Raw genomic sequence first — 26,363 nt, forward strand, 5'->3', positions numbered from 1 at the left:
CTTTTCGCAATGTTGTCGCTAATCGCAGTATAACATACCTCCCCCCAACATCCCTTAGGTTAGTTAATAACCTGGGCGATAACTAATCAAGTAAAGCTCATATACTGAAAACAATTTCACTACTTACACAGATCGAGAAACTTCGTTAGAATAGACATTGTCACACGTACAAGTCTTCAGACCATTTAGTTTTTACTAATATCAAGAGGAACGTGGGAGGATGAATCATGAAATACTCGTATTTAGGGAAATCCGGACTCAAGGTTAGCCAACTATGCCTGGGAACGATGAACTTTGGACCGGAAACGGAGGAGAAAGATGCCTTCCGAATCATGGATGCCGCACTGGATGCGGGAATCAATTTCTTCGATACAGCTAACGTCTACGGCGGAGTTGATAAAAGAGGCTGGACCGAAGAAATCATCGGACGCTGGTTCAAACAAGGCGGCGGCCGCCGAGAGAAAGTCATTCTCGCAACCAAAGCCTACGGGGAGATGAATGATCCCCACGATGGTCCCAATGCTGAACGGGGCTTATCCGCTTACAAAATCAGACGTCATCTGGAAGCATCACTCAAGAGGCTCCAAACCGACCATATAGAGCTTTACCAAATGCATCATATCGACCGCAACGTATCCTGGGATGAGCTATGGGGCGTATTCGAAGCCGCGGTGAACCAAGGTACCGTTGACTATATCGGCTCCAGCAACTTTGCTGGCTGGCACATTGCCTGTGCCCAAGCCGAGGCCAAAGCCCGCCATTTCCTAGGCTTAGTCTCTGAACAGCACATGTACAATCTACTCGCTAGGCTGCCGGAGTTGGAAGTCCTTCCCGCTTCAGAGAAGCTCGGTCTTGGTGTCATTCCATGGAGTCCTCTTGCCGGAGGATTGCTGGGCCGCAACGCCTTGGCCGGAACAGGTGCCCGCAGTGCGCGTTCCGCCGAACGGATTGAGAAACATCGGAGTCAATTGGAACAATTCTCAGCACTTTGCAAGGAAATCGGGGAAAAAGAAGACGTTGTCGCCTTGGCCTGGGTATTGTCTCATTCAGCCGTGACTTCGCCAATCATTGGGCCGAGAACTATTGAACAGCTCCAAGACTCATTGCGCGTACCCGAAGTCACCCTGAGTGAGGATACGTTGAGCAAATTGGATGACATTTTCCCTGGACCCGGGAAACCGGCTCCCGAAGCTTACGCTTGGTAGAAGCACAAACGGCTAATGTAAAGAATGCAAAAAGAGCTAAGCGGCTTGTACGCTTAGCTCTTTTATTTTTGGCTTCTACGCTGGTGGGGTGCCCTAAGCGCCTAAGGGGCTGCCGCCAAAGTCATTGAACCACGAGGCAAGCCCCCTTACGAACTCAATACCCTTTATTTGATCAAAATTGGGCATTTTGAAAATCTAATGAACCCCAAACGCGTTATCTCAAGCAAACGGTCACCATTCCACCTATAATTTGCTGGATAACGCCAATGCAGTTCATTAGATCACCAAAGAGGCTATTTTCTCGTCTATAAGCATCATTCAGTTCATTAGAGCGACAGATGGATTGTGCCGGCGGATGCAGGTGCGGGTGGGCACAGTGCCGGTGCTAGGGCTAGCAGCCCGATGGCACGACGAGGTTCGGCAGCCCAGCGACCCCGCGAGGTTCGGCAGCCCTGCGGCCCTGCGGCCCGGCGAGGTTCGGCGACCCGACCGCTCGGCGGCCCAGCGACCTAGTCCGGCGGACCCATGGCCCGGCGCAGCCCAACGACCCCGCCGCTCGGCGAGGCCGCCAGGCGGGGGCTAGGTTCTGCCTATAACGCTGTATTCCAGCTATACAAGAGGTGAGGCAGCGAGTGCCCAATGAAGCAATCGCTCAAAAGGAAGAATCGTCACCTGGTCAGGAAACCGATAGTCCGCGCAGCTTACCGCTAAGGGATAGATGGACTCCAATTCATACACTCGGCAGAAATAGCCTTGCTCCTCGTACACGGTGAATGCGTCTTGATGCGAGATCATCGCAAAGGATACGCTCGTCAAAGGACAACCAAGCCCGAGACCAATCATCTTGACGAAGCTCTCTTTCATGACCCAACGTCGGCAAAGATACGCCTCCTGGTCTTGAATGCCTTGGAAGTCCCTTAGTTCCGAAGGTGAAAGCAGGCAGTCGGCTAACTTCGCAAACCGTGGGTCCTGGATCTCAACATCAATTCCCACCTCACGTGAACCGAGTGCAACTGCTACCCATTCCCCGGCATGAGAAATGTTAAAGAAGACCTCAGGCCGTTCGTATAGCCATGGCTTTCCGTATGGGCCGTAGCCTATCCGCAACGATCCGGCGTCACTGCTGAACTCTTGCTGCAGCGCATATCGCAGCAAGATATCTCCGCTTATCATTCTTTGCTGCTGTTTCTTTTGCAGGCATTTGCCGATCTTGTTCCTTCTCGCCTCATCGAGATGAGCCTCAAGTGAATGCCAAATTTCAACTTCCGTATGAGGACAAATCTTCGTAGCTATTATCTTCATTGGCATAGCGTTCTCCGTATTGTATAATCATGCGGCTTATGAATTCGGCATCCCGATGCACCCACCCGATCAGCGCTGATCCCCGGCAAGATTGCCAAGGCAGACCTACAACATACAAACCGGGTATCGCTGTCACGCCCCGTTCGTGCTCGATCCCAGCATGATCGCTGGCAAGTTCCGGAATATGAATCCAAGGATAGTCCATTCGAAAACCAGTTGCCCAGAGGATTGTGTCCACTTCTAGGCTGAATCCGTCTGCGAATGAAATTTGCTTCCCTTGCGCATGAACAGCTCTGCCTAATAGTTTGATACGGCCGCTCGCTATAGCTTCACGCAGTTCATAACCGTAAAGCGGATCCTTCTTCTTCTGAAATCGTCGCCCAACCCATGAATCTGGTGACTTGCGCAGCAATCCGATTAATTCATACCACCAGAAGAGACTTTTGCCAAGGAATCGATACGGCATAAATTGAATGTTGTGGCTGACGGACAGATAAACCTGCCTACTGAGGGAAAGCTCAAGCGCAATTTGGGCGCCGGAATTTCCTCCTCCGATCACCAGTGTATCTGCCAGAGGCAACATCTCTGGGTTACGATAATCAAACGTATGCATCTGCAGCACTGCTGCACTTAGGGAATCGGCGAACGACGGGACGTAAGGTGATTGAAAAGGGCCTGTTGCTACCACAACTTGATTGGCTATCCACGTTCCTTTATTCGTCGTGACATAATAGCGGCCCTTCCGATAGGCAAGACTAATCACCTCAGTTTCCACTTGAACCGGGAGCGCAAAGCGATCTTGATAGCACCGCAAATAGTCAGCTATCTCATCCTTCGTCGGGTAATCCCACGGATCTCCAGGAAGCGGCAAACCCGGTAAAGCACTATACCTCCGAGGCGTAAAAAGTGTTAAAGAGTCATACCGACTGCTCCAGGAATGTCCCACTTCGGGACTTTGGTCCAGAATGACGAACTCCCTCTGTTCCAAATGCAAATAATACCCTACAGAAAGACCCGCTTGCCCACCGCCAATGACAACAATATCGATTCGTCTCAACACAACCCCCCCCACTCCTCCATTTAACAAAAACAAGTGATGTTATTCGGCTCTTCGGCATTCGCTATCGTAGTCTTCCAACAAGATTGATGATGCCATGGATAAGTCGGAAGCATGTGGGGTAACTTCCGGGTGCGGGCCGATCCTGTAGGCACCAAGAGCCCCTTGGTGTACAAGTCGCACTGTACTTGCAAACAGGCAAGTTCATCACGGCACTCGATAACGATAACGGTGTTTGCATACTGTGCCACTCCTGGCGGGACTGTCAACAGACAAATAGCGATATCCTTGAAATCGACTCCTATCTCCAACTGCCCCAAATCTGTAGGCTCGCCGTGAACTAGACTTTGGGCCGCCTGCACGAGAGATAATCGACCATCCAGCACATCTGCTGTCAGGCGACCTATCCCTTCCCCAACGCATGATTTGGGGGTTATCCCCCAATGACGCAGCATCTGCGCATAGGCATATTGTTTGGCAAACGCGTTAAACTTGCCTTCTTGCTGAAAGGTATCATCAGCCAGATTACGATATAGCTGTGTCACCACAAAGTAAGATTGCCGAAACACCGGATCGTTAATGATAACTTCCTCTCCGGTATCCCCCGGGTTTCCCCCGTCGTAATCACCGAACCAGAAGACAGCCTCCGCAGGTTGGCTCGCTACATACCCATAATGCCACAATGAGCTGCTTTCAAATGCACGGACATAATCCTGCAGAGCAGTTATTAGACTTTCCTTAGAGGATACAACAATCGCCAACCTATGTTCATGATGCTTCCTGCCTCGCGACAATGCAGCCCCCATGGCTGGGAGATCATACTTTTCGGCCTTCTGCAACCAATCAACATACTTCTGAGCTAATAGGGATAGTCCATCTTTACGAGCAGCGGATAACGTGAATACAAAAGGTTCCATCTCCGAAGTCTGATCCACATTGCGTACAAGAGGCGGCTTGCCAAGGACAATATGCGCGTTAGTCCCGCCAAATCCAAACGAGCTGACGCCTGCATACACATCTTCTCCCAGCTTCAAAGCCTCACACTTTACAGGTACTAAGAAAGGGAAGCCTGTGCGTGGAATCTCGGGATTCCACGTGTGAAAATGCAGGTTTGGCGGGACTACTTCGTGTTTCATAATGAGCGCAGTCTTTATGAGTCCTGCAATCCCCGCTGCCGACTCCAGATGGCCGATATTGCTCTTCACCGAACCGAGGTAGATGAGGTCATCTGCCTGTCTGCCATTGGAAAGCACTTGTCCCAACGCTTTAACTTCAATAGGATCACCTAGAAATGTCCCCGTCCCATGTGCCTCAATATAGCCAATTTGACTTGGCTGAATGCCTGCTCGAGCATACGCCGAGAGAAGCAGCTTCTCCTGCGCCGATTGATTCGGCGCTGTAATCCCGTTGCTTCGACCATCCTGATTCAACGCGCTCCCTGGGATCACCGCGTATATGTCATCGCCGTCCTGCAAGGCTTTAGTCAACGGCTTGAGAATAACGACCCCACAGCCCTCGCCACGTACGTACCCATCCGCCTGGGCATCGAACGTCTTGCAGCGATCGTCCGATGCCAGCATCCCCGCTTCAGCTAGGCTGGAAGTTACCCCATTGGAAAGTATGACGTTCACACCGCCTGCAATGGCTTGCTGACTTTCGCCTGACCATATGCTGTGACAGGCTTGGTGAACAGCGACAAGAGAAGATGAACAAGCCGTATCAATGGCCATACTGGGCCCGTGCAGACCCAAGAAATACGATAGTCGATTTGCTGCAATGCACAGCGCACCGCCCATAACGGAATGAATATGGAAACCATCCGCCGCTTCTAATTCACGCCTTCCATAGTCGCTATTAGAAATCCCAATAAACACACCACTTTGCGTGTTAGCCCACAGCTCCGGTGAAATCCCCGCATCCATCAACGCTTCCCAGGTGACCTCAAGCAGCAGACGCTGCTGAGGATCCATACGAATGGCCTCTCGATATGACATATGGAAGAACGGATAGTCGAAGCCATCAATGCCATCGAGATAACCGCCTTGACGATCAACCTTCACTTCTCCAAGCTTCTCACGATCAGCCGGATACTCCCTTACCGCATCAGTCCCGCGCAGTAGGTGCTCCCAGAATTCACCCACACCCGTAATGCCTGGGAACCGGCAGCCCATACCTACTATAGCGATAGATTCACGCTGGTCTGGAGCGATACTTGAAGCTGTGGCCACTTCATCGTTCCCTCTTAATCCTCTTTCGCACAAATAGAAAGAAAGTTCCTGAATGGTTGGATAGTCCCAGAATACCGTTGGGGATATCGGAATATCCAAAGCGGCGCCTAGTTCCCCAGATAGCAGCATCACCTTCGCTGAATCAAGTCCATAACTACTAAAAGGCTCACGAATATCAAGCTCCTCTGGGTGTCTACCGACCAGAAGCGCTATTTCTTTTACTAACCAATTCGTCACATCACTTGACTTCATCCATAACTGCCCCCGTTCAAATGCTTATCCACGCTGAAGCTTATCCGTTTCATACCATTGTTTCGTCAATCTGCGTTGAATTTTGCCGCTGGACGTCTTGGGGATCGTCCCCGTTCGGATGAGAACGAGATCCTTCAATGGAAGTTCATACTGTTCCCACACCGCTTGACGAGCGGCTGCCAACACATCACGCTGAAGAATCATACTCCTGTGGTCAGCGCTCTCCTCTTTGGGCCCGCGATGTCGGAATTCCCTGTTAAGTTCAGCTACAATGACGATCTCTCCGCTGCTTCCTGCGGTCGTCTTCTGATGACCTATAACGTCGATCTGGAAGGCAGCGATATATTCTTTGCGCACAGCAGGATGGCAATTCTGCACCGTATACTCCAAGTCCTGTGGATAGATATTGCGCCCCCCCACAATCATGACATCTTTGATTCGCCCAGTAATATACAATTCATTATCATGAATAAAGCCGAGATCTCCTGTTCGCAAAAATCGTTCACCTTCGTAACTAGCCAGTGTGCCTTGGAAGGTAAGCTGAGTCGCTTCGGGGTTTCCCCAGTAACCTTGCGCCACACTGGGACCGCTGACCCAAATTTCGCCAATCATAAGCTCGCCGCACAGCTTGCCTTTTTGAGGATGAACGATGACCGTTCGCTGTTCCGGAACGAGGATTCCGCATCCCACAACAGCCCGAGCATATAAACTCTCCTTCGTTACCACTACGGCCAGATCCCGCTCCAAGCTTTCGGCATCGAGCCATAATGTGGTGTACGTCTGTTCCCTTTTATAACCGGAAACATACAACGTTCCCTCCGCTAATCCATACGATGGAACCAGGCTCTTGGCCTGAAATCCATAAGGAGTAAACGTCCGAATAAACTTCTGCAAAGTTTCTTCTCTCACTGGTTCCGCGCCATTGAAAGCCAACTGCCAACTCGTTAAATCTATGTCACCGTCTGTTTCAGCATTAAATTTCTCTGCACATAACGCATAGGCAAAATTAGGGCCGCCGCTATACGTCGCGCGATATCGAGAGATCGCTTCAAGCCAACGAACTGGCTTCTGCATGAAGCTTACCGGCGACATATAAATCAGTTCACAACCTACATGCAGGGCCATCAGCAGCTGTCCGATTAATCCCATATCATGATAGGCGGGCAGCCAATTCACAATGCGGGTCTGCTCGGAGAGTTGAAAATATTTGGCAATCAAACTCATATTGTGAATTAAATTGCCGTGGCTGACCATAACCCCTTTGGGATCAGCTGTTGACCCCGAGGTGTATTGCAAGAACGCGATGTCATCTGCCTTACAAGGCAGACAGAAAAACGTATGGCTATCATCCAAAGTGTCCGTAGCCATAAAATCCATGCCAGAAAGTAGGGAATCCTCGCTGACATTAGGCATTACATCAGCAATCAATCTAGCAGTTGAAAGGGCAATCTCCGTTCGCGCGCTTCGAATGATGGCATCAAGTCGCGGCGTTGGACGACGCATATGAGGCGGATACGCAGGAATTGGAATGATCCCTGCATATAAACAACCCATAAACCCTGCAATAAATTCCAGCCCCGTCGGATATAGCAGCAGCGCAGTCTTATATGTTCGGCCGCGCCCATGCAGAGCGGAAGCGATCGCCATCGCACGCTGATTCAGCTCGGCTGCAGTCATGCTCACTTCCTCATGCTCGCCGTCCACCAAATAAGTGTACATCTTCAAATCCGGCGTAAGCAGCGCCCGAAATTGCAGCAAATCCACAAGATTGGTATGCCTAGTATCTTTCATGAAACCAATTCCCATAAGTTCCCCCCACTCTATGATACGGATGGTACCACACGCTCATAGACATACGCCGTCAGCGTATTGACGGATTGAAAATGGTGACGTATTTGATGAAGCTTCGTTCTATCAATGTGAAATCCAAACTCTTCTTCAATCCCTCCTGCAATATAGAAGGCCTCAACCGATTCCAGACATAAGCCCTCACCAAACAATTGCGCATGGTCCGCAATGTCATCCGGAGTCACCCCTTTTAATTCAAGGTTCTCAATGATGATCTTCTCTTTAATGATTTTGGCTATTGCAGCTTTATCGTAATTTCGGTGCTTGCTGTCCATAAGGACACCTCTCCTTCTTATTGACTAGGTTGGCATTAATTGATTGAAATGCGCTAAGGCACTCTCTATGGACTCTAGCAAATAATGAATATCCATCTCATCTGTAAATTTGCCCATACTTATTCGCAGGGATGAACGGATATCTGCCTCGTCCAGCCCCATCTCTTGCAGCACGTATGAGAGTTTCTTCTGGTGATTGGAACTGCAGGCTGAGCCTACAGAAACGGCAATGCCATACCTATGGTCCAGATATGCGGCCAATGCCTCTCCCCTAATACCGGGAATGCAGAGATTGACAGTATTAGCTAAGGTACGATCACTATCGAGTGAACCATTGATTTTGAGTCCAGGAGCAATCGCGCGCAGCTTCTCCACGAGGAGCCTTTTGCACCAGAGCAATTTGACCTGTGAACGCTCCATATCCAGCATGGCCACACGGCATGCTTCTGCCGCACCCAGCAGTGAGAGAACGTTCTCTGTGCCGCTTCTTAGACCTTGCTCTTGCCCGCCTCCATGCAGGAGTGGATCAAGCTTGTAGCCTGATTGGAGATAAAGCCCGCCAATCCCTTTGGGACCGTACAGTTTATGGATGGAAAAAGACAGCGAATCCACTCCCAGCTCTCGGACATGAATTGGCATTTTCCCTACGGCCTGAACCGCATCTGTGTGGGTAAAGATACCCCTTGATCCTGCTATTCGAGCTATCTCCTGCACAGGTTGGATCGCGCCTGTCTCATTATTAGCCAGCATGATGCTGATCAATTTGGTATCCGGTCGAATGGCGTCCATCACGGCTTGCGGGGAAATAAACCCTTCTGCATCTACGGGGATGTAGGTGATTTCGCCTCCACCGGCATCGCGCCAATACCTGAGAGTCTCCTTAACGGAAGGATGCTCAATAACGGACGTAATCACATGTACAGGTGTCCCTGCCCATTGACTGAGATAGCCTTTCAATAACCAGTTATTGCTCTCGCTTCCACCAGAAGTAATGTACAATTCTTCAGGCTCGCCGTGCAGCAACGCAGCTATATGCTGCCTCGCAGAATGGATAGCTAATCTTGCCTTCTGGCCAGAACCGTGGGTGCTTGATGGATTACCATAGATGTCCATAGACTCCGTTATTACCTGACAAACCCGAGGGTCCAGGGGCGTTGTAGAATTATAGTCAAAGTAACGACCTATCAAGGCTTACACCTCTTTTACAGTGCATACAGAATCAAACAATTCATCCAAAATATCTAAACAGTGCTTCTGGTTCGGCTCCAGATCGCCAAGCAGTTCCCGTCTGCTTGTCTGAGACATACCGCTCAATTCCGCTATCGCTTTGCCTTGCACAAACTCGCTAAAAATGCTCGCCGTCGCAATGGATGCCGCACAGCCATAGGCTTTATACTTAATTCCCTTTATTTGGTTTTCATAAAAGGTCGCACAAACATGCACCGTGTCACCGCAAATTGGGTTACCGATGCGAAATGCCAGATCAGGCTGAACGATCTCGCCAATGTTTCTTGGACTCATAAAATGATCAGAAATGATTGCGTTATACATCATCCATCTACTCTCCTTTTGTTAGGTTGAGTGGTCAACTATCCAATATTGCATTGGGTTACTTGGGCTTCTTTATCCGTCATGAATTTCTCCAAGTTAATGGCACAGCAGCCAATTTCGGCCCCTTTAATTCTGTACATATAATGCACGGTCTGTCCGTTCCTACCGCATGAGCAAGTGTTGGAATCCAGATAGACAAGATCATCAGTCAGAATAAATCCTGGATAGGACAACGAAGTGGGGTCGTACACAGCCAGCCTTCCCGGCTCGCCAAGAGGGACTTCCTTATTCGGATCATCCAGGCTGCGCACGGAGAAATGGACCCATGGGGGAACATGCTTGGCATGATGTTCGCACTCAATAGCCATGAAATTCGTCTCAACCAAGCCGAACATATCCCGTACTTGCTCACTATGAATACCAAAGGCCTGCGCTACTTGCTGATAGAAATCAGGACGGTCAATCTCTCTGCCTGTGAAGCTTTTCCAACCTCCGAGCGTAATTACTTTCGTTTGACGGTCCAATTGCATAGCTGGCTCATGCTCGTTCACGTACCGAATTAATCTTTCTACCAAGAACGGCGGCCCGATAATATGGCGTGTATGAACATCCTGCCAGTCTTTCAACTGCTGAACGACCGCCTCCGGTTGGAAGGCATGACCGCTGACAAAAAAGCGGCTGGAATCCAGCAATCCGGAGAACATGTTAATTACCTTCACCAGGCCCATCTCTGGCATTTCTTCCGAAGATGGCGCTAAGAATATAGCGGCCCCGCCAAAAAATCCGAACATTTCGCGAAACGTTGAGAAAATGCTGAGCATGCTTCTCGTTAACGTTTGCTCATCCCTGCGGGAGATGCTGGGAATTCCGCTAGTCCCCGTACTTCTCAGCTCATGCTGCAATTCATGAATAGGCTTCGTAAGCAGCAAGTGAGCATTAACATCCTTAAATTTGCCGATTCCAATGGCTGGGATGCGCACCACATCTTCGATGCACACAATATCCGTTAATGTCACTCCTTTCTCTTCGCAGATTTTCCGATACAGCGCATTATGCTCATAATGATAGTGGAAATTTTGCTTAATCAGATTCAATTTGATGTCTTCTTGCCTGTCATTTGGCAATTGATAGATGGATTTAATCGATGCTATGATACTGCCAACCGGATCAATGCCCAAGCTTTTTGATAAATCGAAAAAAATTGAATATGCTGACATTGTATACCCCCTTAGATTTGCGTTCACTTCCTATCGTTCTTCCGGCGGAGCAGGAACAAGGAACACATGAAAACGGCCGCGAGAACAGCTCCGCTTAAATAAGCATTCTGAAATCCTTCTACAGCGTAGATTTGCTCTTTCCCGACAGGGGCAGAAGTGCTTCCCATGGATATGGAGATGAAGATCGCGACCCCAATGGCTCCACCCAGGTTGCGAAACATGGCGAACGTGCCGGAAGCGATGGATAATTGGTCTTCAGGGATGGAAGAAGTGCTTAACGTCAGACTGGCGACCGCGAGCATGCCTATCCCCATTCCTGCGAAAGCCATGTAAATCATAAATAGCGCTATAGATGATTCCAAATCAAGTGTTCCGAGCAAACTAAAACTGCTAATCGTGATGGTGTAGCCGAGAAGGAGTGGGATGAGACTGCCGCGTTTATCGATCATTTTGCCAATGAAAGGTGCAATGAGAAGTAGACTGACAGATAGAGGAGTAATCATTAGAGATGCTTTAAGTGTGCTGAATTGCATCATACGTGTTAAAAAAAGCGGAGAAATAATCATAGATCCCATTAATAGAATACCGCCTAGCAGATTCGAAAGAATGCCTGCGAGATATTGGCGATTGCTGAAAATGGCAAGTTCCAATAAGGGATGAGCTCTAATCCCCTGTGCCCAAATGAATCCGCCAAGCAGCAACACGGACAAGATAAATTGCCACCATGTGTACCCGTTCAACCAACCTGTCTCCGTTACCTGAAGGAAACCGTTAATTAGGAGGAATAATCCCATACTGAGTATGATAATGCTGAGCCAATCCAGCTTGCCTGGTTGTAAGTGATCTTGATAAGACGCAAATCCACTCTTTAGCAAGAATAACGCGCAGAGTATAACAGGAATGTTGAGATAGAACACCCACCGCCAACCGAATACTTCCGTAATGCCACCGCCTAAGCTAGGGCCTACGGCAATCGCTAGAGCACCTACAGCACTCCATATCCCCATCGCTGCTCCTACTTTTTCTTTGGGAACCACAGAGCGCACCAGACTCATACTCGCTGGTATGGCCATCGCTCCGCTAATGCCTTGTAACACTCTAGCGGTGAGGAGCCAAGCAGCATTAGGTGCCAGGGCACAGAGCAAGGAACTAAGCATGAACATAACAAGCCCCCAGGCATACAGCCGCTTTTTCCCATAGAGGTCAGCCAATTTCCCCATGAAGATTAAGAGGATGGCGACTGTCATCGTATAGGCGTTAATGATCCAAGCAGCCGTTCTGAGCTTAATAGCCAACTGGTCGATCATGCTGGGCAGGGCAATATTTACAACCGTACTATCCAGGAAAATGACGAACAAACCTAGCGAGATGATGAAGACTTGACTCATTCCTGATGCCGTGGAGGCAGAAGCCTTAATTTCGGACTGCATACGCAACTCACCTTCCATTGGTCATAAAAGACGTCCAACCACCGTTGCATGCTTCTGACTCAACCACAGATGGCTGAACGTTTCTAGCGAGAGATCCTGGCTGTGGCTTATTTCGATCTCTTGCGCATCATTCTCACAATGACAAACGCGCAGCAGCACACAACCAAACATCCAACAACAATCATCGTTGTCGTAGACAATGTAGTTCCTCCCTTCCTATCTCCTATTTACCGTCGCTTTAATTCTGGGCAACCGCATTCGGTTGATAATCGTAAGCATTAAGGGCATTGATGCCATGCGTCAGGACGTATCCAGCATTCGCTACACCGCCGACGAGCACCCCTTCCATAAGCTCCTCCTTGGTTCCACCCAATGCTTTGAACTTCTTCGTGTGGTTATCGATACTATACGCGCATCCGTTGACGTGAGAAACAACCACGGCAATCAATTGCTTGGTTTTGGCATCGATGGCACCGTCCTTCATCGCGTTCGATTGGAATTGATCGAAGGCAGCGAACGTCTCTGGACGCGTTTCTTTAACAAGAGGCAGTTTGTCTGCATTCGTCGTTTCGTAAAGCTCATTGACTACGAGGTCATGCATCGTATTCCAGGCATTCACACTATGAAACAAGACAGTTTCAGCATTCACTGCTCCTGCGACCAGAATAGCTTCCACGATCTCTTCCACGGAGCCTTCTTGTTTCTTGAACTTCCCGGTGTGAACGTCGATGCAGTAAGGACAGCCTGTGACATGTGTAATGGCTACAGCTATTAATTCCTTCGTTCTGGACGTAATTGCGTTCCCCGCAAAGGCTTCCCCCATGAATTGAAAAAATGAGTTAGCCCCTTGAGGTACAATCTGCTGCATTTCCGGTACTCTCTTCAAATTGCTGCGCTCATACAAAGAGTTGGAATTTTTATGTTCCATTTACACATTCCTCCATTTATTAGTTTTCATTTGTTATTATATCTAACTTAATGACGTCTGTAAATAATTTAATATCTAACTTTATACATTTAAATCCGCTTCCACTTCTTGCCCCAATACATGATCCAGCCAGCGGTATAACAAATCAAACAACCAAAGAACTTAGGCTTTAACAAGGTGCTGCGAGGGTTAATTGGACACGATTTCATATTCCCCACCTCCTCATTTTTAGTTAGATATCTAAACATATAATAGTCAATCATTCTTTTTTTGTCAATGTTTACCACAAAAAATAAGCGACCATCCCCTAGAGGGTTGGCCGCCTTCGCATCATACCGCTATCTCTGCAATAATCTCTTCTTCCAAAATAAATTGAATCTGATCCCGAAAAACTCTCATCTGATGGTGATTGAACAAATATTGCCCAATGGCTTCAAACAGATTGCCTTCCGTCAGAATTTGGGAGCGGCCTCCCGCGAATACTTCCGCGGAAAAGCCTAAATCCTCGTCCCACATCAACTCTACGTCAACCTCTATAGGCTTGAGCCCTTTGCGTTCCGCCATATTCAAACAGACGGCATTCACGATGTCTTGTTCCGTTAAACGCATCCTTAGTACCTCGGGTTATCTTGATTTGTCTTCTTCCTGTTTCTGAAGAATGAGATCACCTTCACAACAACAACGATCAAGACGACAACGGCAAGTACGTTCACTAACAATCCGAGTATATTACCCAGGATGCCCATGCCGCCGAATAGGCCGCCAAACAACAATCCTGCCATCCCGCCGATGAGCAACCCTTTCATCAAACCACCGCTGAAGAAGCCAGGTTTCTTGGTTGGTGTTGCAGCACCAGGTGTTTTGGTCGTCGAGCTGCTTGGCTCATTTTTCGAAACATTATTGGCAGGAGCCTTTTGTTGCTCAGTCGGCGTATAGCTCTTGCGCGGCGCTTTATAAGAAGACTTCGCTTCTACCAGTGTTGGCACCGTAAAAGAGAACACCAGCATACTTGCCATAATCAGCATTACTAATTTCTTAAACATTGTGTCATGACCTCCAGGTAATGTTAATATGAAAGTTTTATCACTTTCGTCCTATTCTATACGCTTCAGCCTGTATTTGGTTTCAATAATGAAAAAACGGCCAATCCCTGTAAGGATCAGCCGCCTTTGTTTATCTATAAAAATTCCGAATCCAGCGATGCGGCTTCAGCTTCGCAAGCTGCTCCTGGGTCAATCCTTGTCCGTCTCCAACCCGCATATTGTTCTCCACATTACGAACAGAGCGCATACCTGGAATGACCGTAGAAACAGCTGGGTGGCTGAGCACATATCGCAGTGCGATTTCCGGCATTTGCTCCACAGAGATAGCCAGATCAGCTGCGATCTGCTGAACGCGATCATACACCTGCTGTTTGCGATCACCTTGGAAATAGCCATTGCGGAAGTCACCTTCACTGAACGTCGTCTCGGGCGTAATCCGCCCCGTCAAGCCGCCTTCATCCAGCGAAACTCGAACAATGACGCCCACATTATGCGCTGCACAGGCCGGTAGCAGCTGATCTTCCGGACTTTGCTCGAAAATATTGTAAATGACCTGTACCGTATCCACAAGCCCCGATTCAATCAGCTTAATGCCGTTGTTCGGTTGATGATCGTTAATCGATATGCCAAAGTGGCGGATCTTCCCTTGCTCTTTGAGCTTGTGAATCCCTTCGAGCCAATCTCCTTGACCCACCCACTCGTCCGACCAGACATGAAACTGCTGAACATCAATCGTATCCAAGCCCAGATTGCGCAGGCTTTGCTCCGTACTGGCAATCACATGCTCCGCCGTGAACGCCTCAGTCACCGGCACCCCGTCCCCTGCTGGCCATTGTCTGTTGATGGGAGGGATCTTCGTCGCAACATAGATCGGCTTATCGTGAGCCCTAACCACTTGCCCGACAAGTTTTTCACTGTGTCCATTTCCATAACCCAACGCAGTATCAATAAAGTTCAGCCCCAGCTCAATGGAACGATTCAGCGCCTCGATCGACTCTTCATCCGATGCCCCGATCCATGCCGTTTTGCCGATTCCCCATGCGCCGTAGCCGATTTCCGATATCTGCAACCCTGTTTTCCCAAGAGTTCTATCATTCATTTGCTCAGCCTCCATCCATCAACTTTGCTTTCAACTGCTATTATACAGGGAAACCAAAATCTGCATAAGAACTGAAAAAGTTGTCAGTTAGTAACTTTGGCGTAAGTAGTGGGGTGTCATAGGAGATTCAGAGCAGTCCTTATTTGATTTTGATTAAAATTCTATATACCATCGCGGCCACCTCTGCCCTAGTTGCCTTACCCAGTGGATTGACTGTTTGACCGCTTCCTTCGATAATGCCTTCTTTTACAAGTGCTGCAACGCTTTCCACTGCATAATCCGCAATGCTTGAAGCATCAGCGAAACCATTTAAATCAGTTGCCGTTCCGATTGCGTTTATCTTGCCAGAGAGCTTTAATGCTCTGGCTGCAAGCACCATCAAATCCTGTCTGGAAATTTCCTCTTTCGGGTTGAATCGGATGCCGTCTATGCCGTTGGTAATGCCAAGCGCTTTGGACATTCCAAGTACCTCATAGTAGTAATCGCTCTGACTTACATCTTCAAAATTAGCGTGGAACTCCGCTTTTATGCCCAAAGCCCTCACCAGCAACATCAGGAAATCAGCTCTGGAGATGTTTTTATCCGGTTCAAAGGTTTTCTCGGACGTGCCATTGATAATACCTTTTGCCGTCAAAGCTTGGATGGCTTCTTGAGCCCATGTACCGGCAATATCGGTAAAGGTCGGTTTGGGATCAGGCTTCTTCGGTTCTTCAGGCTTTGATTCCGGTTTGGGATCAGGCTTCGGATCTGGCTTAATTGGCGGATTCGTTGGTGGATTCGTCGAGGTTCCCGAATCGCTATGACCGCCACTCTCTTCATTTCTCCTCACTTGTACAGTTGCCGTCGCCTCGAAGTTGCCATCGACGGTTTTCACGGTGATGATCGTGTCTCCCTCGGTTATTGCGGTTACTTTCCCATAGGCATCTACACTGGCTACACCAGCACGACTTGAGCTCCACACCACATTTGGATTCGTCGCATTAGCTGGTGTTACGGTAGCCTTCAATTCGGCCGTGCCACCTTGGAACAAGCTAAGGCTGCTGCGATCCAGAGTTACCTTATCCACCAATATAGGCAGTACGGATACCTGAGCCACTGCTTTTAAATTCGTTTCTTGGACCGCGCCTTGTACTTCGAAATCCCCTGGCGCCGAGTATTGCAACGGATCAATCTGGTCCCAGGTCACCTTGACCGGTTCTTCTAAACTGTCACTATAGACGGCTGTAACTACCGACGGCAAGACAGGCGCTCTTCCTACAGTTGTTGTCATTTTTTCGTCTTTCAGCCTGACGATGCTTCTTGGTTGCTGGGAATCGATAACTGTCACATGTGCTGTCGCCTTCATAGTCGTTCCGTGTACCACTCCGGTAACAGTGAATTTCCCCGCCGCCGCATAGCTGGACGGATCGATGGGCTGCCAATTAACGCCCGCAGCTGCTTCTCTGTTATCGCTGTATACGGCAGTAACAACAGACGGCAGTACCGGTGCTTTCCCAACATTCGTTATGATATTTTCATCTTTGACTTCCACGATCAAATAGGCGGAAGCATCTTGATAGAAGTAGGCCCTGAGCAAAGGCTTAAAGGCCGGGAGCTGGTCCTTCAATTCACCCTCCGGAAGCTTCGCCATGTCGATGTCTCCGTAGAATTTATTGTCAATGTACGTATCCAATTTGAAGTTGGACCTTAGCGCATTGAGATCCCAATTGACGGGAAGCTCCGTATAAGCCATCTTTGCATTAACGGCACCCTTGCCGTATGTCAAATATCCCTTTACGGTTGTTGGCAGTAAAGCTTTGAGCGCTTTATCAGAAGCTGATCCAATGGAAAATGTTGTAGGAACGGCAATATCAAGCTCAATTTTGCCATAATCGTATACGATCCTGCTCGCCTCATTGTCCGAATCCCCTTGCTGAATCCAGTCCTCCGTCACTCTGGCAAGCATGATATTATTGAATCCACCTAGCGAACTTCCCGATGCTTGCTTATCATCCGCCGTGAAATCACGGGTAAAGGTAATCAGAACATCCCCATTGTCAGCTTCTGACACAGCAGGATAGTGGTAATCTCCTTGATTAGCTCTTGAATCTATAGCGATATGCCTTCTGTACTTCCACGTCTTTCCTTCATCATCCGAAAGGGCCACAGCCAAGCTGTTCCTTTTCCTTTCGGCATCTACATGTACGAATACCCAGTTGCCATTCTTAAGCCGCAGCAGATCATGTCCGACTCCCGGATCCAATAATTCGGGGATGTCCTTGCCTATGGTCCAAGTAAAACCTCCATCCTTCGATTCGGAATAGACAACTCGGTTAGGCAGTGGACCATTATCGCGCATATAAGCAACTATAGTTCCGTCTGATCGTTGAGCCATTGATGCTTGAATGATCCCAGCCCCTACGATCGGTTCACTGAATTCCCAACGAATAGAATTATCCCCAAGCGGCTGGGATGGGTTATATTCCGTAATGGCCATCATGCTTTGTTCCATCGTGTCGGAGTATAAGGGCAGCAGCATGCGGACCTTGCCGCCACCAATAGGAATAGTCAATGGCTTATTCTTGGTTTGCCAGCCCAGACGTCGTGCCAGAGGATATCCCGAGCGTCCTGCCCATATCTTATCGGCAACAGTTGGAGTGAATGCATCATCCAGTGGGTTGCCGCCAGCCAGCTTCAGCCTATCCTCGACAAACCCCTCCCAGTCTTCCTCATTAATCCTTGCATTAACACCCGCCCCGCCTTGATCTACAGGCTTAAAGCTGTATTCTTTAAACTCAGCAAGCTTCGCTTTCAATGTATGCACATATCCCTTTTGCAAGCGGGGACTGATGTAGTCATCCGGACTATTGGGATCTACCGCATTCCCGATATTCATCCCGATCTTAACATTAATAACCTCTGACCATGTCCAGTTCGGTTTGTTGTTGCCAACGTTGGCAAACTCGTAGCTCCCCTTCTCGGCGTAAGCATATTTCGGCTGAGAGGTTTCCCATCTGCCAGCCAGAACAGGGTACCAGAACAACCAGAGCCTTTCTCCCGCATCTACATAAACAGCAGGATTAATATCAGCAATGTCTTTGGCATCGGCCATTATGAAAGGAGTGTTCCACGTTTTCCCCCCATCCTGCGATCTTGCCCCCATAATTCTTGTCGTAGTTGCATCGCGCTCCCCATTTCCCTGAAACCACACAGACAGCAGCTCGCCGCTAGGCAGCTCCGTAATACTGGAACCGTGAACGTGATCTCCGTTATCCCCATCATCTTTAATCGGTGCGAATATATGTACAGCTGCATTCTCAACCTTCAGTATGCCTGTAGGGGCTGCCGTAAGGGCTGCCGTATCTGCAGCATACACGGGCAAGCTTGCTCCCGTTATTCCCAAACAGACGGCAAGTGATATCGCCAACTTTGTCCTTCTTCTCATATTCATTTCCCCTTTGAAATTAACTTCGTCGGATCGTTCCATAGAGCTATGATCTTAAGGAGTATTGGTAACGGTTACCAGACATTTCAGCATCGTTCCATACTTGGTATTCTTTACATAGATCAGGGCTGTACCTGCTTTTTTCGCTGTAATAGTCCCTGTTTGATCTACGGATGCGATATTGGCGTCATCGGAATTCCAGATTAAATTACCGTCCGTTCTGACATTGCCGTCTACAGTCAAACTTAAAGTTAAAGATTTGCTGCTGCCAGTCACCATGCTTAAAGATGAACCTACAGGGGTTCCTGCGTCCACAGCAGTCATCGTCGCCTCAAACAAGCGATCGACTTCGTCAGCTGCAATACTTGCAAAGCCCATCGTTTTACCTAAGGAAGAAAAATGAGAATAAATCATAAACAGACTGCTGTTCTTATCTACAATAACCGAAGGGTATTCATACGATTGATCCTTGGTGGGATCTTCATCGATCAAAATAGATTTCCATGTTTTCCCTTCGTCCTTGGACATAGATAAACTTACCGAGTTTCTATGACCGCTTTGCAGCACATCCCGTTTCACTTCTTGATTATGAAGAGCCAGCCAGTTCCCATTGGCAAGCTTGGCGAACTCAAAGCCGCCGTCATTTTTCAAATAAGGGTCAACCTGGGCTGTACGCCAAGTAGCACCGCCATCTTGGGATTCTGAATAGGATACATGCCAGGCAAGCCGCCCATTTTTACCATCCAGCTTGCCGCTTCTGAAATACGTACGTAAAGTGCCGTCTTTTAGTTGAATCATGGAGCCTTGTATCGTACCCGAACCCACGACAGGCTCGCTTGTATGCCAGGTCGCCCCTCTATCATCGGTGTATATAAAGACGGTGCATGACAAGGAATCCGAATAAAGCGGTAAAATTAATCTTTTCGTTCCATTGTGATCAATCTCTAAGGGCTTATTTTTCGTTTGCCAACCGATTCTGTTATAAGCCGGATTCCAGGTTTTCCAGTCATTATCTGCGCCAGCTGCACGCTCAATAGAATTCTTGATAATAGAAGGCTCATATTTAGCATAGCTGCCATCTGCTTTTTGGACGTATGAGCCATTTTGGAGCAAATCAATGATCTCCTGGGTTCTTCCTGCATAAACATCATCGTACGGTTTTTTATCCGTTAAATATTTGAGGTAATTGTCATATTCCTTTTTCATTTCCACAACAAAGCTGTCCGTAATATACCGAGTATCCTTTGGGTTGTACCATGAGGTTACCGCCGCATATTTCGAAGGGTCCAAGGGGGATGCAGCTGTTACCTTGCTGGGCATGACATGTCTAATTTCCGAACCTTTGATCCGATAATTCCATTGACCATTTGAATATGATCCTGCACCCGACATCGTATCCCCAACATTCATATAAATAACTTCCGGATAATGCCACTTCGGATTGCCTCCATTGCTGTTGGCGTATTCATAATTCCCAATGTCCGCGTACATATATCTAGGTTGTGAAGAAACCCATTGACCATTTAAAACAATATAATAGAACAGCCATAATCGGTCTTGGCTATCTACGAATAAGACGGGGTTAATATCGGGAAAATCGTATGTATCATACACGAGAAAGGGTTCTGTCCACGTTTTCCCCCCATCCTTGGATCTTGCTCCCATCAGTCTGGTCGTGTCTGCATCCCTTTCACCTTCTCCTCTAAACCAAACGCTAAGTAAGCTGCCATCATTCAACTCCACCATCGAAGGGCCATGGTTGTGTTCTTTATCCCAATCAAATATGTCCCGTTTGGTTATGCCTTGCAATTCTGCAGCATCTGCAGACACGGCCGCTGTATGAAGCAGACTCAATGTCATCATTAGAAATAAGATAAGGCTGATCCGTCTCTTTACTCTCAATTCCCTGCACATCCTTCCTATTTATCGTCAAATGTTTAAGCTGCAAGCCATCAATATAAACTTCTATGAATCTTAAATCTCTGCAACCTATTGCCTTAGCCCACCTTTCCTTAGATAAGTTCAACTCGTATATGTTGTATAGCAAGGATGAATGAAAGCGGTTTCTAAACTGTCCATTAATTATTTGCTCTTACGTCTGCCATAGATTCTTATGTATTTTAATGACAATCTTCCTGATGCTGCCGGGTTCCCCCACGAACATGCATGGACAATGCACATCCGAAGGGTAAAAGATGGCAAACTGCCCCGGCCTAAGCACAATGCTGGTTTCTGCTTCTCGTTGTACGTGGTTATAAAATATAACGTCCAGTTCTTCGAGCGTATCTTCTGCTACTTGAAGTCCAGATGAGTGCTTAACAACCCCAATACGCTCCTCACCACTAACCAAATACTGAATATCCATATATGTCACATGAGATTCATAACGCAAATCCCGTTCAGGCAGAGTAAGCATATCCTGCACCAAAACGAACATGAGAGAACTGTCAATTTCATACTTACCCGGTTCCCATGACCCAGGATTATGAGCCAACAGGTAATCGATCGCTTTCCTAATGGATGAATGATATAAGAGCCGCTCATCTTCATAATGTTGAATATCGCCTAAAATCATCATGTACCCTTTCCAATAGCTTACTTATGAGAGAGCCTGCCCAGCGGCTCTCAACAACACCGCATGTGCCTTCTGCATGAATCTCTATACGCAGTACTTCAGGAACAGACTGTCTCAATACTTCCAAATAGTCATCCGGGTGCTGCAAAGCCCAATTCGGCTCCAGCATCCTTCCCGAGCCCGGCAAGCGCTCATCCAGACTCTGTCCCATAATCGATGCCAATCGCTTATCGCTGCTTCATCCTGCTGTCCTCCCCTTCTTACCCGTACAAGGGTCCCAAAGCTGCACAAGCTCGATAGTCCGCTCCCACAGGTTCATCCACGCCAAATGCTGTCCAAGCGCTAGGCCGAAAAACCCGTTCATTCGGAATGTTATGCATGCATACAGGAATACGCAGCATGGAAGCCAGGGTAATTAAATCTGCACCGATATGACCGTAGCTTACAGCACAGTGGTTAGAGCCCCAATGATTCATCACCGTGTACACATCCTGAAAGACGCCTTTCCCCGTCAGGTTGGGCACAAACCAAGTAGTTGGCCACGTTGGATTGGAACGCTGATCAAGAATATCGTGTACCTCGCTAGGAAGCTCTACCGAATAGCCCTCTGCAATTTGCAGCACGGGCCCTAATCCTTTCATCACGTTAATCCTTGCCATGGTCATGGGCATATCGCCACGCGTCGTGAAGTCCGTGGAATATCCACCGCCTCGGAAGAAATCAACAGCCGGACACCATAACGTTGCGTCCAAACATTGTTGGACCTCCTTCTCTGTAATATCCCAGAAGGGTTTCATCGCAGGCTTTCCATTAATCGTTTGCTCACCCGTGCCATCAAGCGCAGCCGGACCGGAGTTAATCAGATGAATCACTCCTCCCGCTGCCGCTCCCGTCAATGCTTGCCCAGTGACTCGTTTCACAGCTTCCGGACTCCAGTACGTTCTTACATCAGCGAAAATTTGTGCGCTATTGGTCAGCAAATGCCCGAACAGCATCGTCACCGCATTCAAATTATCATTCTCAGTGGCCAGCATATACGGCTCACGAATGCCATTCCAATCGAACGAGCTGGTTAGGATGGCCTCCATAAAGTCACCGTTGGGATAATGGTCCGTCCAGGCGCGCTGCCCTTGGAAGCCGGCTGCAAGAGCATTATGTCCCATCGCTTCCTCTTCGAAGCCCATCTCGGCAAGCTTCGGATTGCCGATCATAAGATCACGGGCGATCAGCGTCATCTTGACGACGACTTCCCAATCCTGCTCCTTCTGCTCGGATGTCCGCTTCAATGCTTCCGAATTGACATCCGCGCCAATATGGCAACTTTCTTTGGTCCAATTAAGCGCTCTTTCATATTCTTCCTTGTCATAGATGTCTCGCTCCATACGCCGGACAAATTCACTCATATCCACATATTCATTGCGCATACCCAAATAATCCTGGAAGAACGTTTCATCCACGATACATCCTGCGATCCCCATAGACACGGTTCCTAGCGCCAAGTACGATTTACCGCGCATAGTTGCCAAAGCTAACCCAGCTTTAGCGAAACGGAGCAGCTTATCTTGTACATCCTCCGGTATGGAGCTATCCCCGATATCTTGAACATCTTTACCGTAAATGCTGAAAGCGGGCAAACCCTTTTGATTATGGGCCCCCAGCGCCGATGCCAGATACACCGCTCCCGGTCTCTCCGTCCCATTAAAGCCCCATATCGCTTTGGGCATTAAAGGGTCGGTGTCGATGGTTTCCATCGGATAACACCAAGAGGGTGTCACGGTAATCGTTACACCAACGCCTTCCTTGCGAAATTTTTCCGCTGCTCTCGCGGCTTCCGTGACACCGCCAATCGTCGTATCGGCAATGACGCACTCCACCGGCAAGCCGTTCGCATGACGTAATGTCTGGCTCAGCAGTTGTGCGCAAGCCTTCGCCATATTCATCGTTGGCCCTTCAAGTGATTCGCGGATTCCGCCTCTTCGTCCGTCAATAACGGGCCGGATACCGATTTTGGGCATATCTCCTTGCATGCGGTTTACGAGTGGGGCTGTATGCATAATTTTTACCTCCTGCGCTGTATTTAGATGATGTACGACTTCGCTACGGTTTGGGATAAGCGATGAAGCTGCTCGACTTCAAGTCGATTGGTCGCTGTGAATGCCTCATGGTTTTTGGAGCGGCAATGATAATTGGTTAATACTCCTTCGAGCATCAGATAATATTTGGCGTTGACCGGGTATAGCTGCTTTTCAATCAAAGACGCCATACTGAGGAAGCTGATTAAATTTTCTGCCTCCTCCGGCTTCTCTTCCCCGTATTTCATTAACCATACATACAATTCCGGATGGAAGTTAGCCATAACACCGCTGTAGCCCGTTACGCCAAGCTTTAGTGTTTCCAGCAATGTGGCTGTATTAGCGTTATATATATGCAAGCCGGTACCTTGAACCGCTTCTAATTTCATTTTCATATTGTGCGTATCACAGCTGGTGTCCTTCAGAAACAAGAATCGGCCTGTCTCCGCACACCACTTCAACGCTTCAGGTGAAATGATTCTTTTATAAGGAGATGGACATTCATAAAAACCAAGAGGAAGCTCTTGAGGAATTTCTTTCAATAGATTGTCCAGATTCAACTTCCAGGTATCATCCATTTCACCCTCAAGTGCAAGACGGTTCGTAATCAATACAAGCGCATCGATTCCCGTATCAGCCATTGCCTTTAATTCTTGGGCCTGATCTTCATAAGAGTCTGCAATATGGCCCGATGCAATGACCGGTACCCGTCCTGCAGCCTTTTCTTTCACAAACCTAGCTAGCTGGACCCGTTCTTCCAAGCTGAGAAAGAACATTTCGCTGGACTGGCAGACTGCAAACAAGCCGTCCACTCCGTGACCGATATACCAGTTGATCAAACGCTCAAGTGCAGCGTAATCGATCTCGTTTGATTCTGTGAAAGGGGTAATCATCGTTGGCCATACACCCGTTGGAATTTGTTTCTTCATTTTGTTTCTCCCTCATGTTCCCATAGTCTGTTATTCCGATCTGGCTCATCTCTTCGTTCTCTAGGAGACGGAGATTTGTCTGTAAGCGATGCGTTCTCTTCGCCACGTATAAGTAAGGAATAAATCGTTGCCTTGCGCGATAATAGCAGGGTATGAATACTCTCCCTCTTCGTCCTCCAAAATCATCTTAGTCTCCCAAGTGAGACCATTATCCAAAGAAGCCCGCAAGAGAAGAGGTGATCTTGGGCCCCAATTCAATCCAATTGGATTACAGGCCAGCACCAGCATGCCGTTGTCCATCTTCACCAAATCGATTCCGCTGTTATTATTAGGAAGCGAAGTTGCGTAGGCATCGCACCAAGTCAGACCGCCATCTTCCGAATCACTGCGGTAAATCCAGCCTTCCGTACTGCGCAGCAGCATATGAACCTTGCCGGGTTCTGACTCCCAAAGGGTAGGCTGAATCACGCCTCTTCCCACAAAGGATTGATCGGATACTGGGATATGACTGTCTGCGACTCTCTCGATCTGTTCATAGTCCAGACCTTGGATGCGAATGTCCCCGCTTCTCTCCCAGCTCTGCCCCTCATCAGCAGAACGATCGACGAACGCTTGCCAGATCAGGTCCTCGGAAGAAGCAGGCGCAAGCCATGTACCGTCAGCAAGGACAATCACCTTATTGCGAACTGGCCCTCGCCCGCCACGATCGCCCTTAATCAGTTCCTGCGGCTCCGACCAAGTACGTCCATGATCCTGAGAAACCCTGGTCATCGTAACCCATTCTTTGAGCAAACGACCCACTTTATAGAACAGGATCAGATCCCCATCAGCTTTCTTATGAAGCACGGGATTCCAGTGAGGCAGCCCTTCTTGATCGGCCAGTTGCGAAGGTTCCGACCAAGCTCCGTCCAGACGCCTTGAGCACCAGATGGCAATATCATCCGCACCTTCCGCGCTTCCGCCAAACCAAACGGCTAATAAAGCTCCATGGGGCAAGGTAATCAAATGAGAAGCATGGCAGCTCGCAAAGGGCTGATTGCCATCAAAAATATGTTCTTCACATACCGTTGTAAATATCATGCCTACCTCCTGTGTGAGTATTACCCCTTAATCCCCGTATTGGCGATGCCTTCAACGAAATAACGCTGTAAAGAAAGGAAGACGATAATCGAGGGGATGATCGCCATACATGCCCCTGCCAATGAGGTTCCATACTGAAATTGCGCTGTTGAATTCGCCCCCCCCATGAATTGAGCGATACCTACAGCTAGAGGCTTCAAGGAATTTGCCCTGATGGCTATCAATGGCCAGAGGAAATTGTTCCAGTTCGTAATAAACATCAGAATGGTCACCGTAGACAGCGCAGGCTTGGAAAGAGGAAGCATGATTCTGGCAAAAATGCCGAAGTCCTGACAACCATCAATCCGGGCGGCCTCTTCCAGTTCTCTGGGTATGCTTTTGAAGAAGCTGGTCAGAATAAATACACTGGTCACATTGGCACCGGCTACAAGGACAATAGCCGCATAAGTGTTCAATAAGCCTAGCTTGGATACGAGAAGAAAGAGCGGAATAATATAAGCTTGAATTGGAATAAGAAGCATCGAGACAACAAGGGTGAAAATCAGCTTCTTCCCTTTGAATTGCAGTCGGCCGAATGCATATGCGGCAAGTGTCGTCAAAAGCAGCACGAATACCGTCGAGAAAACGGTCATCATAACGCTGTTCATCATCCAACTCATATACGGAAAATTGTTCAGTACTTGTGTATAGTTATTCAGCGTGAACGTTTCTGGTATCCATTTGGGCGGATAGCTTACGATTTGAGCTTCCGGCTTCAGTGAAGAAATCAACGACCAGAGTAAAGGAAACAGGAAGATAGCACTGACGAAAATCATGACAATGTAGACGGGTAATTTTTTTAGATGCAT

Annotated in this window: 22 protein-coding genes; 1 reads left to right on the forward strand and 21 read right to left on the reverse strand. The window is 48.3% G+C overall.

Going from position 1 to position 26,363, the window contains the following annotated elements:
- Positions 1 to 227: 227 nt before the first annotated feature.
- Positions 228 to 1,205 carry an aldo/keto reductase gene (locus tag IEY34_RS24010; protein ID WP_189015988.1) on the forward strand — a complete coding sequence of 326 codons (978 nt, stop codon included), beginning with the start codon at positions 228 to 230 and terminating at the stop codon, positions 1,203 to 1,205.
- Between the two features lie 609 nt (positions 1,206 to 1,814).
- On the opposite strand, the gene IEY34_RS24015 is transcribed toward IEY34_RS24010, so the two are convergent.
- The 21 genes from IEY34_RS24015 to IEY34_RS24115 all read right to left on the reverse strand — a co-directional run bounded on the left by IEY34_RS24015 (position 1,815) and on the right by IEY34_RS24115 (position 26,363).
- Positions 1,815 to 2,507, reverse strand: a complete 693-nt coding sequence (locus IEY34_RS24015; RefSeq protein WP_189015991.1) for a 4'-phosphopantetheinyl transferase family protein — start codon at positions 2,505 to 2,507, stop codon at positions 1,815 to 1,817.
- Entirely contained in the window at positions 2,464 to 3,564 is a 1,101-nt protein-coding gene (locus IEY34_RS24020) for a flavin-containing monooxygenase (RefSeq protein ID WP_373291320.1), read from the reverse strand. The genes IEY34_RS24015 and IEY34_RS24020 overlap by 44 nt, the downstream gene beginning before the upstream one ends.
- Before the next feature lie 23 nt (positions 3,565 to 3,587).
- Complete coding sequence (locus IEY34_RS24025) at positions 3,588 to 6,044, reverse strand: type I polyketide synthase (protein ID WP_189015997.1); 2,457 nt, start codon at positions 6,042 to 6,044, stop codon at positions 3,588 to 3,590.
- Between the two features lie 24 nt (positions 6,045 to 6,068).
- Positions 6,069 to 7,850, reverse strand: coding sequence for a fatty acyl-AMP ligase (locus IEY34_RS24030; RefSeq protein ID WP_189016000.1), 1,782 nt, complete (start codon positions 7,848 to 7,850; stop codon positions 6,069 to 6,071).
- A gap of 14 nt (positions 7,851 to 7,864) precedes the next feature.
- A complete protein-coding gene (locus IEY34_RS24035) occupies positions 7,865 to 8,167 on the reverse strand; it encodes an acyl carrier protein (protein ID WP_189016003.1) in 303 nt (100 codons plus the stop codon).
- Between the two features lie 24 nt (positions 8,168 to 8,191).
- Positions 8,192 to 9,355: a cysteine desulfurase family protein gene (locus tag IEY34_RS24040; RefSeq protein WP_189016006.1), complete on the reverse strand. Its 1,164-nt coding sequence runs from the start codon at positions 9,353 to 9,355 to the stop codon at positions 8,192 to 8,194.
- Between the two features lie 3 nt (positions 9,356 to 9,358).
- A complete protein-coding gene (locus tag IEY34_RS24045) occupies positions 9,359 to 9,721 on the reverse strand; it encodes an iron-sulfur cluster assembly scaffold protein (RefSeq protein WP_189016009.1) in 363 nt (120 codons plus the stop codon).
- Positions 9,722 to 9,756: 35 nt separating this feature from the next.
- Positions 9,757 to 10,935 (reverse strand): LuxE/PaaK family acyltransferase, encoded by a 1,179-nt coding sequence (locus IEY34_RS24050; protein WP_189016012.1) that lies wholly within the window; start codon positions 10,933 to 10,935, stop codon positions 9,757 to 9,759.
- Between the two features lie 23 nt (positions 10,936 to 10,958).
- Positions 10,959 to 12,365: an MFS transporter gene (locus IEY34_RS24055; RefSeq protein WP_189016015.1), complete on the reverse strand. Its 1,407-nt coding sequence runs from the start codon at positions 12,363 to 12,365 to the stop codon at positions 10,959 to 10,961.
- Between the two features lie 238 nt (positions 12,366 to 12,603).
- Positions 12,604 to 13,293, reverse strand: coding sequence for a carboxymuconolactone decarboxylase family protein (locus IEY34_RS24060; protein ID WP_189016018.1), 690 nt, complete (start codon positions 13,291 to 13,293; stop codon positions 12,604 to 12,606).
- 330 nt (positions 13,294 to 13,623) lie between these two features.
- Positions 13,624 to 13,902 (reverse strand): DUF2653 family protein, encoded by a 279-nt coding sequence (locus IEY34_RS24065; protein WP_189016021.1) that lies wholly within the window; start codon positions 13,900 to 13,902, stop codon positions 13,624 to 13,626.
- Positions 13,903 to 13,904: 2 nt separating this feature from the next.
- The gene (locus tag IEY34_RS24070) at positions 13,905 to 14,336 is read right to left on the reverse strand and encodes a hypothetical protein (RefSeq protein WP_189016024.1); all 432 of its coding nucleotides are present in this window, start codon (positions 14,334 to 14,336) and stop codon (positions 13,905 to 13,907) included.
- 130 nt (positions 14,337 to 14,466) lie between these two features.
- Positions 14,467 to 15,435 (reverse strand): aldo/keto reductase, encoded by a 969-nt coding sequence (locus IEY34_RS24075; RefSeq protein ID WP_189016027.1) that lies wholly within the window; start codon positions 15,433 to 15,435, stop codon positions 14,467 to 14,469.
- Positions 15,436 to 15,574: 139 nt separating this feature from the next.
- Positions 15,575 to 18,859, reverse strand: a complete 3,285-nt coding sequence (locus IEY34_RS24080) for an S-layer homology domain-containing protein (RefSeq protein WP_189016030.1) — start codon at positions 18,857 to 18,859, stop codon at positions 15,575 to 15,577.
- A 54-nt stretch (positions 18,860 to 18,913) separates the two neighbouring features.
- Positions 18,914 to 20,761 carry an exo-alpha-sialidase gene (locus IEY34_RS24085; RefSeq protein WP_189016034.1) on the reverse strand — a complete coding sequence of 616 codons (1,848 nt, stop codon included), beginning with the start codon at positions 20,759 to 20,761 and terminating at the stop codon, positions 18,914 to 18,916.
- 190 nt (positions 20,762 to 20,951) lie between these two features.
- Positions 20,952 to 21,437, reverse strand: coding sequence for a NanQ anomerase/TabA/YiaL family protein (locus tag IEY34_RS24090; protein ID WP_189016037.1), 486 nt, complete (start codon positions 21,435 to 21,437; stop codon positions 20,952 to 20,954).
- Positions 21,406 to 21,657 carry a hypothetical protein gene (locus IEY34_RS24095; RefSeq protein WP_189016077.1) on the reverse strand — a complete coding sequence of 84 codons (252 nt, stop codon included), beginning with the start codon at positions 21,655 to 21,657 and terminating at the stop codon, positions 21,406 to 21,408. The genes IEY34_RS24090 and IEY34_RS24095 overlap by 32 nt, the downstream gene beginning before the upstream one ends.
- A gap of 37 nt (positions 21,658 to 21,694) precedes the next feature.
- The gene (locus IEY34_RS24100) at positions 21,695 to 23,488 is read right to left on the reverse strand and encodes an L-fucose isomerase (RefSeq protein ID WP_189016040.1); all 1,794 of its coding nucleotides are present in this window, start codon (positions 23,486 to 23,488) and stop codon (positions 21,695 to 21,697) included.
- Between the two features lie 23 nt (positions 23,489 to 23,511).
- Complete coding sequence (locus IEY34_RS24105; RefSeq protein WP_189016043.1) at positions 23,512 to 24,435, reverse strand: dihydrodipicolinate synthase family protein; 924 nt, start codon at positions 24,433 to 24,435, stop codon at positions 23,512 to 23,514.
- A 60-nt stretch (positions 24,436 to 24,495) separates the two neighbouring features.
- On the reverse strand, positions 24,496 to 25,515 hold the full coding sequence (locus IEY34_RS24110) for a sialidase family protein (protein WP_189016046.1): 1,020 nt from the start codon (positions 25,513 to 25,515) through the stop codon (positions 24,496 to 24,498).
- A gap of 20 nt (positions 25,516 to 25,535) precedes the next feature.
- Complete coding sequence (locus IEY34_RS24115; protein ID WP_189016049.1) at positions 25,536 to 26,363, reverse strand: carbohydrate ABC transporter permease; 828 nt, start codon at positions 26,361 to 26,363, stop codon at positions 25,536 to 25,538.

This window comes from Paenibacillus marchantiophytorum (genome assembly GCF_014640555.1).
Lineage (GTDB): Bacteria > Bacillota > Bacilli > Paenibacillales > NBRC-103111 > Paenibacillus_E > Paenibacillus_E marchantiophytorum.

Excerpts from the sequence above, each read along its gene's own strand:
- IEY34_RS24070 (WP_189016024.1), bottom strand. The coding sequence starts at position 14,336 with ATGTTTAAGAAATTAGTAATGCTGATTATGGCAAGTATGCTGGTGTTC.
- IEY34_RS24075 (WP_189016027.1), bottom strand. The coding sequence starts at position 15,435 with ATGAATGATAGAACTCTTGGGAAAACAGGGTTGCAGATATCGGAAATC.
- IEY34_RS24045 (WP_189016009.1), bottom strand. The coding sequence starts at position 9,721 with ATGATGTATAACGCAATCATTTCTGATCATTTTATGAGTCCAAGAAAC.
- IEY34_RS24115 (WP_189016049.1), bottom strand. The coding sequence starts at position 26,363 with ATGCATCTAAAAAAATTACCCGTCTACATTGTCATGATTTTCGTCAGT.
- IEY34_RS24015 (WP_189015991.1), bottom strand. The coding sequence starts at position 2,507 with ATGAAGATAATAGCTACGAAGATTTGTCCTCATACGGAAGTTGAAATT.
- IEY34_RS24100 (WP_189016040.1), bottom strand. The coding sequence starts at position 23,488 with ATGCATACAGCCCCACTCGTAAACCGCATGCAAGGAGATATGCCCAAA.
- IEY34_RS24110 (WP_189016046.1), bottom strand. The coding sequence starts at position 25,515 with ATGATATTTACAACGGTATGTGAAGAACATATTTTTGATGGCAATCAG.
- IEY34_RS24050 (WP_189016012.1), bottom strand. The coding sequence starts at position 10,935 with ATGTCAGCATATTCAATTTTTTTCGATTTATCAAAAAGCTTGGGCATT.
- IEY34_RS24035 (WP_189016003.1), bottom strand. The coding sequence starts at position 8,167 with ATGGACAGCAAGCACCGAAATTACGATAAAGCTGCAATAGCCAAAATC.
- IEY34_RS24055 (WP_189016015.1), bottom strand. The coding sequence starts at position 12,365 with ATGCAGTCCGAAATTAAGGCTTCTGCCTCCACGGCATCAGGAATGAGT.
- IEY34_RS24090 (WP_189016037.1), bottom strand. The coding sequence starts at position 21,437 with ATGATGATTTTAGGCGATATTCAACATTATGAAGATGAGCGGCTCTTA.
- IEY34_RS24025 (WP_189015997.1), bottom strand. The coding sequence starts at position 6,044 with ATGAAGTCAAGTGATGTGACGAATTGGTTAGTAAAAGAAATAGCGCTT.
- IEY34_RS24105 (WP_189016043.1), bottom strand. The coding sequence starts at position 24,435 with ATGAAGAAACAAATTCCAACGGGTGTATGGCCAACGATGATTACCCCT.
- IEY34_RS24060 (WP_189016018.1), bottom strand. The coding sequence starts at position 13,293 with ATGGAACATAAAAATTCCAACTCTTTGTATGAGCGCAGCAATTTGAAG.
- IEY34_RS24065 (WP_189016021.1), bottom strand. The coding sequence starts at position 13,902 with ATGCGTTTAACGGAACAAGACATCGTGAATGCCGTCTGTTTGAATATG.
- IEY34_RS24080 (WP_189016030.1), bottom strand. The coding sequence starts at position 18,859 with ATGAGAAGAAGGACAAAGTTGGCGATATCACTTGCCGTCTGTTTGGGA.
- IEY34_RS24010 (WP_189015988.1), top strand. The coding sequence starts at position 228 with ATGAAATACTCGTATTTAGGGAAATCCGGACTCAAGGTTAGCCAACTA.
- IEY34_RS24030 (WP_189016000.1), bottom strand. The coding sequence starts at position 7,850 with ATGGGAATTGGTTTCATGAAAGATACTAGGCATACCAATCTTGTGGAT.